This is a genomic window from Bradyrhizobium stylosanthis, assembly GCF_001641335.1.
Classification (GTDB): Bacteria; Pseudomonadota; Alphaproteobacteria; order Rhizobiales; family Xanthobacteraceae; genus Bradyrhizobium; species Bradyrhizobium stylosanthis.
Window position 1 is genome coordinate 1,383,086 of record NZ_LVEM01000001.1, and the last position, 10,591, is coordinate 1,393,676.

The 10,591-nt window shown below is 64.0% G+C and carries 6 protein-coding genes; 2 read left to right on the forward strand and 4 right to left on the reverse strand.

The genetic code is table 11. The features are described from left to right. Positions 1-77: 77 nt before the first annotated feature. The 4 genes from A7X65_RS06810 to A7X65_RS06825 form a co-directional block, all read right to left on the reverse strand. Positions 78-1,727 (reverse strand): acyl-CoA synthetase, encoded by a 1,650-nt coding sequence (locus A7X65_RS06810; RefSeq protein ID WP_063683501.1) that lies wholly within the window; start codon positions 1,725-1,727, stop codon positions 78-80. A 21-nt stretch (positions 1,728-1,748) separates the two neighbouring features. Further along, the gene (locus A7X65_RS06815; RefSeq protein ID WP_063683502.1) at positions 1,749-3,638 is read right to left on the reverse strand and encodes a TRAP transporter large permease; all 1,890 of its coding nucleotides are present in this window, start codon (positions 3,636-3,638) and stop codon (positions 1,749-1,751) included. Positions 3,639-3,653: 15 nt separating this feature from the next. Then, complete coding sequence (locus tag A7X65_RS06820) at positions 3,654-4,673, reverse strand: TRAP transporter substrate-binding protein (protein ID WP_063683503.1); 1,020 nt, start codon at positions 4,671-4,673, stop codon at positions 3,654-3,656. A gap of 542 nt (positions 4,674-5,215) precedes the next feature. Further along, entirely contained in the window at positions 5,216-6,115 is a 900-nt protein-coding gene (locus tag A7X65_RS06825; RefSeq protein WP_063683504.1) for a ferritin-like domain-containing protein, read from the reverse strand. A gap of 318 nt (positions 6,116-6,433) precedes the next feature. Here A7X65_RS06825 and A7X65_RS06830 point away from each other — a divergent pair, with 318 nt between their 5' ends. Both A7X65_RS06830 and nosZ read left to right on the forward strand, forming a co-directional pair. Then, the gene (locus tag A7X65_RS06830; RefSeq protein WP_245323333.1) at positions 6,434-8,593 is read left to right on the forward strand and encodes a NosR/NirI family protein; all 2,160 of its coding nucleotides are present in this window, start codon (positions 6,434-6,436) and stop codon (positions 8,591-8,593) included. A 23-nt stretch (positions 8,594-8,616) separates the two neighbouring features. After that, complete coding sequence (nosZ, locus tag A7X65_RS06835; protein WP_063683506.1) at positions 8,617-10,566, forward strand: TAT-dependent nitrous-oxide reductase; 1,950 nt, start codon at positions 8,617-8,619, stop codon at positions 10,564-10,566. Positions 10,567-10,591: the final 25 nt, after the last annotated feature.

The following is a 10,591-nucleotide window of genomic DNA, read 5'->3' on the forward strand; positions in this document are numbered from 1 at the left end:
CGTCGAACCCGCGCGAACGGTTTCGCGACGATGCGGCCATCGCCGCTGCGCTCAATGTTTCAAAATGTGTCTGCGGCTTAGGCCGTGATTGCCTTTGCCGAGCCCACCTCGTTGCGCAGCAGGAATTTCTGGATCTTGCCCGTGGAGGTCTTCGGGATCGGCCCGAACACGACGGCCTTCGGCGTCTTGAATCCACTCATCTGCGTGCGGCAGAAGGCGATGATGTCGGCTTCACTCGCGCTAGCACCGTCCTTCAGCTCGACGAAGGCGCAGGGCACTTCGCCCCATTTCGGATCGGGCTTTGCGACCACGGCCGCGAACAGCACGGCCGGATGCTTGTAGAGGACGTCTTCGACCTCGACGGACGAGATGTTCTCGCCGCCGGAGATGATGATGTCCTTGGAGCGGTCCTTGATGGTGACGTAGCCGTGCTCGTCGAGCACGCCGAGATCGCCGGTGTGAAACCAGCCGCCCTCGAACGCTTCCTTCGTCGCCTTCTCGTTCTTCAGGTAACCCTTCATCACTATGTTGCCGCGGAACATGACCTCGCCGATGGTCTCGCCGTCGCGCGGCACCTCTCGCATCGTCTGCGGATTGATCACGGTGACGCCTTCCTCGAGCGGGTAGGGCACGCCCTGCCGCCGCTTCATGCGCGCGCGTTCGGGCGCGGGAAGATCGTCCCAGCCGGGCTGCTCGGCGCAGACGGAGGCGGGGCCGTAGACCTCGGTCAGGCCGTAGACATGCGTGAGCTTGATGCCGATGCTTTCGGCGCCTTCCAGCACCGCGACCGGCGGCGCCGCACCCGCGATCAGGCCGACGACACGGCGGGCCGCATTGCCTTTCGGCGCATCGGGCGCGTTGATCAGCGTGTTGTAGACGATCGGCGCGCCGCACATGTGGGTGACGCCATGCTGCTTGATCAGCTCGAAGATCCTGGTCGGCTCGACCTTGCGCAGGCAGACATTGATGCCGGCCGCGGCCGCGATGGTCCAGGGGAAGCACCAGCCGTTGCAGTGGAACATCGGCAGCGTCCAGAGATAGACCGGATGCTGGCCGAGATTGCCGGCGAGGATGTTGCTGACGGCGTTCAGATAGGCGCCGCGATGATGCGTGACGACGCCCTTGGGATTGCCTGTCGTGCCCGAGGTGTAGCTCAGCGCGATCGCATCCCATTCGTCGTTGAGCGGGACCGCGGCGAAGCCGGGATCGCCTTGCGCGACGGCGGCCTCGTATTCGATCTCGCCGATGCGCTTACCGCCCTTGAAGGCGGCGTCGTCGACGTCGATCACGAACGGCTTCGGGCCGCTCATCCGCGCCAGCGCGTCGGTGATGACGGTCGAAAATTCGGGATCGACCAGGATGATCTTGGCGCCGCCATGGTCGAGCTGGAACGCGATCGAGGGCGCATCGAGGCGGATGTTGAGCGCGTTAAGCACGGCACCCGTCATCGGCACGGCGAAGTGGGCCTCGTTCATGGCCGGTATGTTCGGCAGCATTGCCGCCACGGTGTCGCCGACGCCGATGCCCTTGCCAGCAAGATACGACGCAAAGCGCCGGCAGCGCTCATAGGTCTGCCCCCACGTGAAGCTGCGGCCTTCATAGACGGTGCTGACATGGTCCGGATAGACGGCGGCACTGCGCGCGAGGAAGCTCAGCGGGCTCAGCGGCACGTAGTTGGCGGGGGTCTTGTCGAGGCCGATATTGTAGGGGTTCTGGCGCTCACTCATCGACACCCTCCTTCAAACGCGTCAAAGAAATCCGATCGAGATCCAGGGGAAGATCGCAACGATGATCAATCCCACCAGCAGCGCCAGCAGATAGCCCCAGATCGGTCTGATGCCTTCGGCCGGATCGACGCGTCCAATGGCGCAGGCGGCATAATAGCCGACACCGAAGGGCGGGGCGAATAGCCCGATACCCATCGCCAGAATGATCACCATCGCATAGTGCACCTCGTGCACGCCGACGGCGCGGGCGATCGGAAACAGCAGCGGGCCGAACAGCACGATCGCCGGGATGCCCTCGAGCACGCTGCCGAGGATGGTGAAGGCCAGGATCGACACGGCGATGAAGGTCGCTGCTCCCCCGGGCAATCCCGTCATGGCTGATGCCAGCGAGCGCGAGAAGCCGGACTGCGTGAGGCCCCAGGCCATGCCGGTCGCCGTGCCGATGATCAGCAGGATCGCGCCCGACAGCGCCGCGGTCTCGACCAGCATCGGAAACAGCCGCCGCCAGTCGAACCGGCGGTAGACGAGGAGGCCGACCAGGGCGCCGTAGACGATGCCGATGGTGGAGACTTCGGTCGCCGTGGCGATGCCCTCGACCACGGCGTAGCGGATCACGAAGGGCAGTGCGAGCGCGGGCAGGGCAATGACGAACGTCTTGCCGATCTCGCCGGCCGTGGCGCGGCGGACATGGCTCATGTCCTCGTGGCGGTAACGCCACCACACCAGCATGCAAAGCGTGACGGCAAGCACCACGCCGGGCAGCAGGCCGCCGGTGAACAGCGCTGCGATCGAGACGCCCGTGACCGAGCCGATGGTGATCAGCACGAGGCTCGGCGGAATGGTTTCGGTCTGGGCGCCCGTGGCTGCCAGCAGCGCGACGAGATCGCCGGGCTTGGCGCCGCGCTGCTTCATCTCCGGGAACAGCACGGGGGCGACCGCGGCCATGTCGGCGGCCTTGGCGCCGGAGATGCCGGAGACCAGGTACATGGCGCCGACCAGCACGTAATTGAGGCCGCCGCGGACATGGCCGAGCAGGCTCGCCAGGAACGCCACCATGGCCCGCGCCATGCCGGTCATTTCAATCAACAGCCCCAGGAAGACGAACAGCGGCACCGATAGCAGGATGAGGTGGCTCATGCCCTCGTCCATCCGCCCGACCAGCACCATGACCGGCGTGCGCGTGGTCAGCGCCAGATAACCGAAGATCGCAAGGCCGAAGCCGAACGCAATGGGAACGCCGGCGAAGACGCAGAAGCCGGCAACGCCGACGAAGAAGATGACGAGGTTGAGGTTGCCGAGCGGCCGTAGGTAAGGCTGCGCCAGCCAGAACAGGCCGACCACGATGGCGACCGAGATCACGGCAGCCAGCACCATGCGGTAGTCGGCGGCGCGCAGCAGCCGCAACAGCGCGAACGCCGCCATCAGGCAGATGCCGGCCGGCAGCGCCGCGGCGCGCCACATGTTCGAGATCTGCAGCGCCGGCGTGGTGATGAAGCTTTCCTCGTAGGCGTATTCGGCCGACGGCCACACGATCAGCGCCAGGAACGCCAGCGCCGCCGAGGTCGCGACGACGTCGAGATAGGCGCGCATGGCCGGCCGCGCGCTGGCGACGATCGCGGTCATGCGCATGTGCTCGGAGCGGCGGAAAGCCACCGCCGCGCCCAGCATGGCCAGCCACAGGAACAGGATCGAGGCGAGCTCGTCGGACCAGATCAGCGGCCGGTGCACGCCGTAGCGTGCAACGACGCCCGCGAACAGGATCACGATCTCCGCGACCACCAGGATGGCCGCGGGGATCTCGACCAGGAGGCCGAGCAGGCGCTCTGTCGAGGCCAGCAGCGAAGGTCGGCGAGGGGACTGTACCGTCGCCTCGCCCGCCACTTCCATCACTTGAGCCTCGACATGAGCCATGACGGCCCCAACGCGTTACGACAGCTTGCCGACGGCCTTTTCCAGGAGATCCCAGGCCTGGTCGCCGTATTTACCTTTCCACTCGGCATAGAAGCCGGCGGTCCGCAGCTTGTCGCGGAACGGCGCCACGGCCGGCTGGTTGAAGGTCAGGCCCTTGCCCGCGAGCTCCTGCTGCAGGTTCGCATTGAGCTTGGCGGTATCCTCGCGCTCCTTGACGGCGGCGGCGTTGATGTTCTTGGCGACGATGGTGCGGATGTCCTCCGGCAGCGCGCTCCAGGCCCGGCGGTTGGCCAGGAACCAGAAGCCGTCCCACATGTGGTTGGTCAGCGAGCAGTACTTCTGCACCTCGTAGAGCTTGGCGGTCGAGATGATCGCCAGCGGGTTCTCCTGGCCTTCGACGATCTTGGTCTGCAGCGCCGAATAGACCTCGGCGAAATTGATCGAGGCGGGCGCCGCATCGAACGCCTTGAACATCGAGGTCCACAGCGGCGACACCGGCACGCGGATCTTGAAGCCCTTGAAATCGTCCGGGCCGTTGATCGGCTTGGTCGAGGACGTGGTCTGGCGGAAGCCGTTGTCCCAGATCTTGTCCATGACCTCGAGGCCGGCCTTCTTGATCTCGCCGCGGACGAAGCCGCCGAGATCGCCGTCCATGGCCTTCCAGACCGTGTCGTAGTCCGGGAATGCGAAACCGATGCCGTTGATGGACGCGGCCGGCACCAGGGTCGACAGGATCAGGCCGGACAGCGTGAAGAACTCGACGCCGCCGGAGCGGATCTGGCTCAGCATGTCGGTATCGGACCCGAGCTGGTTGTTCGGGAAGATCTGGAGGTCGAACTTGCCGTTCGTCTCGGTCTTGATCGCCGCCGCCATCTCCCGGGCGCGCACGTTCAGCGGATGGGTGTCGGGCAGGTTGTTGGCGTATTTATAGGTGAACTCGGCGCTTTGGGCGCGGGCCACATGGGGCGCGCCGATGCCGCCCAGGACCGCGGTCGCGGCGGAGGCCTTGAGAAGCGTGCGTCGGGAAAAACTCATGGGTCTGCTTCCTCGGAAGTTTGTTCTTGTTGTGAGATGCAAACCTATACGGACGTCACGTCAGAAGGTCATCTGCGATCTCGCGAAGCTCGCTTATTGCAGCCGGACAACGCCACGGCAATATCGGCTTTCGCCACATGCGGCCGGATACAAAATGGCGAAAACAACCCCATGCACAGTAGCCGTCAAGCGCTGCGATGAGGCTTCGGTGCCCAAGCCGGAAACGGTGCGGGAGCGAACGTGCAGTGGCAGGAAATCTGCCTAAATATCTGATCCAATTATATATAAAGATATTCCATAATATACCTTATGCGAATTACGGATATAGGTCTGGAGATCTGGACCCGCCGACCCTGTCCGGCGGCTTTGGCTCTCCCAACGAGACCAAGCCGGCGCTGGAGCATTGCCCCTGGGCGCGACATGTTCGGACATGGCGTCGTCGGCACCGCGACACCAACGGCCCGTGGCCGCGGGCGGAGCCACGTCAAGCGCCCTGCGCTTGATTGATGGAGATCGATCGAGAGCGGGCCGCGAAAGTTCCGTCACGGCGGCCCGGACCGTGGTGGTTGGTCCGAGGTGAGCGAGCGCAGCCAGGCCAGCCTTGAGATCGCCCTCTCCGCCAGCAGCTGCAAGGCATGGACGCGGTCGGGGTCGTCCGCGCGGTCCGCGCCGTCGAGGTAGCCGTCCGCCAGGACTTCAGCGATGTCCAGGAGGTCTCGTCGCTCGCTGGCGATCGGAAAGCGTCCTAAATCGGCGGCGGCCTCGGCCATCTCGGTCGTCTCCAGGCGAATTTGCCGCGCGCGGCCGGCGGCTGGTCCGCTCAGGCGTTGCTCGAGATCGGTGAGGCCGGCGACCATGCGAAGCTCGAGCCTTTGCGCATCGACGTGCGACGGGTCCGTCGGCGATGCCTCGGGGCTGTTCCGGCCCTGTTCGTGATGGTAGGCGCGGCGCCTCTCCTTCCGCAACGTTGCAACATGGCCGAGCTCTTCCCTGGCCATGGCCTCGGAAGCGCTCTTGATCTCAGGATCATGAGAGTAGGCTGCAAGGTAGGACCAGAAGGCGAAGGCGCGCTCTTCGTTGCGGACCGCCATGGCGAGCGCGCGGTATGGGGTCATCAGACGTGACGTCTTCACCTCGGCCGTCAAATCGGGATCGAGGGGTTCCGGCGCCTCCCAGCGCACCAGGGCGGGATCCGGACTCTTGCCGCGGCGCAATTGCGACCAGCGTGTAACGCTGTCCACGTGCTCTCGCTCGGCGGCGGCAAGCCGCATGAACACCTCCGCGAGATCATCCTTGCCTTGCCCGCGCATGTCCTCGGCAAGAGCATCGTACCGTTTTGCCGCCTCCTGCTCCATTGCATGAGCTAGCGCAAAGAGTTCGTCGAGCGACTGCAGTACACCGACTGGCTCCACGCTCAGCAATGACGTGCGCAGGAATGACATGGCGAGGACTCCAGATGCAGGCTTCTGATTCTTTTCCGCGCGAACAAATGTTGTCGCCGGGCTTGACAGATGTGGCGACGCACGATGAGCTTCGCATGTCAGCGGCGACAAATCATCGAAGAAAAATCTCGAGGCACGCGCGTCCAATGTGGTCGCGCTGATCGCATTTGAATCGATATGTTGAAGCGGCCGAACGACGATATCGTCTTCGCAACGCGTGCAGCGCTCGCGCTGGCCGGCCTGCTGCTGTTGTGCCTGACATATATTTCATCGTCCGCATGCGCTGCCGGTGATTTGCAGAGATATCTTCCGAAGGTCATGCCGGCTGACCTTTTCGCCGGCGCAGATCGTTTCGGGCCGCCGCAAGGCGATCCGCCTATCGTGCCCGTCTACCGCGGCGATCAGCTCCTGGGCTTCGTCTTCCTCAATTCCGATTTCGCAAATGCCGTCGGCTACTCGGGCAAGCCGATTCACATGCTGGCGGGGATCGACACGAAGGGCGTCATCACCGGCGTGAGGCTTGTCGACCACAAGGAGCCGATCGTGCTGGTCGGTATCCCCGAAGCCCGCGTCGTCGGCGCCATGAATGCGCTGATCGGCAAAGACATGAAGCCGGTCGCGCGCGGGGCCGAGAGCCCGCCGAAGGTGGACATTGTCAGCGGCGCGACGGTCACCGTGCTGGTGATGAGTGACAGCGTCGTCCGCGCGGCGTCGAAGCTCATCCGGAGTGGTCGCGTCGGCGGCGGAGACGGCGTTGCGGCTGTGACGGCCCTGCCCCCGGTCATCAAGACGCTCGATCTCGAGCACCGCGAGGTCCGCAACTGGGAGAGTCTCGTGGGCGACGGCTCACTGCGACGCCTTCATCTGAGCATAGGCGACATCAACGAGGCGTTTGCCAAGTCGGGCAACGCTGCGGCTGCCCAGTATCCCGAGCCGGGTGATGCGAGCGACAGCTTCATCGACCTTTACGCGGCGCTCGTGAGCGCACCCACGATCGGCCGCAGCCTGCTCGGGGAGGACGGCTATCAACGGCTGAAAGCAAGCCTGAAGCCCGGACAGCAGGCGATCGTCGTCGCCGGCAATGGCGCCTACTCCTTCAAGGGTTCGGCCTACGTTCGCGGCGGCATCTTCGATCGCATCGAGATCCTGCAGGACGGCAGCAGCACGCGCTTCCGCGACCGCAACCACACGCGCCTTGGCGCACTGGACGCCGTCGATGCGCCCGAGTTCAAGGAAATCGGCCTGTTCGTCACGCCGCCCGAGTTCACCCTGGATCCGACGCAACCATGGCAACTTCAACTGCTCGTGCAACGGAGCCTTGGAGGCCGCGACAAGGCATTCCTGACCTTCGACCTCAGCTACGCCCTGCCCGACAGCTATATACGCCGCGAGCAGCGCGCGGTGACGGTGCCGGAGAATACGCCGCCTCCGGCCTCGCAGGTTGCTGCCGCTGCGACCGCTCCGCCTCAAGAGACAGAGGAGCCGCTCTGGGTGCGGATCTGGCGATCGAGCACGGTCTCGGTCGGCATCACCGCTTTCATGCTGGCCGCCCTCACCGGCATCTTCTTTTTCCAAAATCTGCTGGTGCGGCGTCCCGTGTTCTACAACTGGGTCCGGCGAGGATACCTCGCCTTCGTGCTGATCTGGCTCGGCTGGTACGCGAACGCCCAGCTCTCCGTGGTCAACGTCGTCACCTTCACGAACGCGCTGGTGACGGGATTCCACTGGGAATTCTTCCTTGCGGCTCCGCTCATCTTCATCCTGTGGGCTGCCACTGCCGGCGGTCTTCTGTTCTGGGGACGCGGCCCGTTCTGCGGCTGGCTATGTCCGTTTGGCGCGTTGCAGGAGCTCACCAACACGGCGGCGAAATGGCTGAAGGTGCCGCAATTGACGGTGCCATGGGGGCTGCATGAACGGCTCTGGCCGATCAAGTATGTCATCTTTCTCGGCCTGTTCGGCCTTTCGCTGTACTCCGTCGACATGGCCGAACGCTTCGCCGAGGTCGAGCCCTTCAAGACCGCGATCATCCTGAAGTTCTCGCGAAGCTGGCCGTTCGTGCTCTATGCGGTCGCCCTGCTCGTGATCGGCCTGTTCGTCGAGCGCTTCTTCTGCCGTTATTTGTGCCCACTGGGCGCCGCGCTCGCAATTCCCGGACGTATCCGCACGTTCGAATGGCTGCGCCGCTGGCCGGAGTGTGGATCGCCATGCCAGCGCTGCGCCAAGGAATGCCCAGTGCAGTCGATCCACCCCGAGGGGCACATCAACGTCAACGAGTGCATCTACTGCATGCACTGCCAGGAACTCTATTACGACGATCACCGCTGCCCGCACATGATCCAGGTGCGGCTGAAACGAGAGAAGCGCGAAGCGCTGTCGTCGCCCTCGATGCGCACGGGCGGCAAGGGTCCCGCGACCGTCATCACCGCCGGCGGCAAGCCCGTCGGCGCATCACCCGCAATCTCCCCACCTTCAACCTGAAACCGAGAGCCGAGGAGGCAATCATGAGCGAGAACGAAAGAGCAAAGGGCATCAGCCGACGAACGGTGCTGGGGACCACGGCGGCCGCAGCAGGCGTGGGCCTGGCGGGCGGAGCGACGATCAAGGATGGCGGCAGTTTCGTCTCGACCGCGGACGCGCAGACCAAGGCGGGGGCGCCGAAAGCCCCCCCTGCCCGGCCGGCCGTGCAGAAGACCGAGGTCGCGCCGGGAGAGCTCGATGAATACTACGTGTTCTTCTCGAGCGGCCAATCCGGCGAGATGCGTGTGGTCGGCCTTCCGTCGATGCGCGAACTGATGCGGGTTCCCGTCTTCAACCGTTGCAGCGCGACAGGCTGGGGCCAGACCAACGAGAGCCTCAAGGTTCTTACCGAGGGAATGCAGCCCGCAACCCGCGAATTCCTCAAGAACCGCGGCGGCACGTTCATGAACGGCGACCTCCACCACCCGCACGTCTCCTTTACGGACGGCACCTATGACGGTCGCTACGCCTTCATGAACGACAAGGCCAACAGCCGCGTCGCGCGCGTGCGGCTCGACATCATGAAATGCGACAAGATCATCGAGCTGCCGAACCAGCACACGGTCCACGGCCTGCGGCTGCAGAAATATCCGCGTACGGGTTATGTGTTCGCCAACGGCGAGGACGGGGTGCCCCTGCCCAACGACGGCAAGATCCTTGATGATCCCAAGCAGTATCACTCCATCTTCACCGCGATCGACGGCGACACGATGAAGGTGGCCTGGCAGGTGATCGTCAGCGGCAATCTCGACAACGTCGACTCCGACTACCAGGGCAAATATTGTTTCTCGACCTGCTACAACGGCGAGGAAGGCGTCACCCTGGCCGAGATGACGGCCAGCGAACAGGACTGGGTCGTCATCTTCAACCTCAAGCGGATCGAGGAGGCGGTGAAGAAGGGCGACTTCAAGGAAATGAACGGCGTGCCTGTGGTCGACGGCCGCAAGGGCTCCGCCTACACCCGGTACGTGCCGGTCTCGAACAATCCGCACGGCATGAACACCGCACCCGACGGCATTCACATCGTGGCGGCGGGAAAGCTTTCGCCGACCGTGACGGTGATGGACGTCCGCAAGTTCGACGATCTGTTCGACGACAAGATCAAGCCGCGCGACGTCGTGGTCGCGGAGCCGGAGCTCGGCCTCGGCCCGCTGCACACCGCCTACGACGGCAAGGGCAATGCCTATACGACGCTGTTCCTCGACAGTCAGGTCTGCAAATGGAGCATCGACCTCGCCAAGCGAGCCTTCAAGGGCGAGAAGGTCAATCCCATCCTCCAGAAGATCGACGTGCACTACCAGCCAGGCCACAACCATTCCTCGATGGGGCAGACCAAGGAGGCGGATGGAAAGTGGCTCATCTCGCTGAACAAGTTCTCGAAGGACCGCTTCCTGAACGTCGGGCCGCTCAAGCCGGAGAACGATCAACTGATCGACATTTCGGGCGATCAGATGAAGCTCGTTCATGATGGCCCGAGCTTCGCCGAGCCGCATGACGCCACCATCGTCCACCGCTCCAAGATCAACCCGATCTCGATCTGGGACCGCGCGGATCCGATGTTTGCGGACGCGGTCAAGCAGGCCAAGGCCGACGGCGTCGACCTCGAGGCGGATTCCAAGTTGATCCGAGACGGCAACAAGGTGCGGGTCTATATGACGTCGACCGCGCCGGCCTATGGACTGGAGCAGTTCCAGGTCAAGCAAGGCGACGAGGTCACCGTCTTCATCACCAATATTGATGCTGTCGAAGACCTGACGCATGGCTTCTGCATCGTCAACTACGGCATCAACATGGAGATCGGACCGATGGCCACCTCGTCCGTGACCTTCATGGCCGACAAGCCGGGCGTCTACTGGTACTACTGCTCCTGGTTCTGCCATGCCATGCACATGGAGATGAAAGGCCGGATGTTCGTTGAACCGAAGTCGGTTTGATCGGAGCGATCACGTGGGCCTGTTG

What these genes read in the sequence shown, in the direction of transcription:
- A7X65_RS06810 (WP_063683501.1), bottom strand. Translation starts at nt 1,727, where the DNA reads ATGAGTGAGCGCCAGAACCCCTACAATATCGGCCTCGACAAGACCCCC.
- A7X65_RS06815 (WP_063683502.1), bottom strand. Translation starts at nt 3,638, where the DNA reads ATGGCTCATGTCGAGGCTCAAGTGATGGAAGTGGCGGGCGAGGCGACG.
- A7X65_RS06820 (WP_063683503.1), bottom strand. Translation starts at nt 4,673, where the DNA reads ATGAGTTTTTCCCGACGCACGCTTCTCAAGGCCTCCGCCGCGACCGCG.
- A7X65_RS06825 (WP_063683504.1), bottom strand. Translation starts at nt 6,115, where the DNA reads ATGTCATTCCTGCGCACGTCATTGCTGAGCGTGGAGCCAGTCGGTGTA.
- A7X65_RS06830 (WP_245323333.1), top strand. Translation starts at nt 6,434, where the DNA reads ATGCCGGCTGACCTTTTCGCCGGCGCAGATCGTTTCGGGCCGCCGCAA.
- nosZ (WP_063683506.1), top strand. Translation starts at nt 8,617, where the DNA reads ATGAGCGAGAACGAAAGAGCAAAGGGCATCAGCCGACGAACGGTGCTG.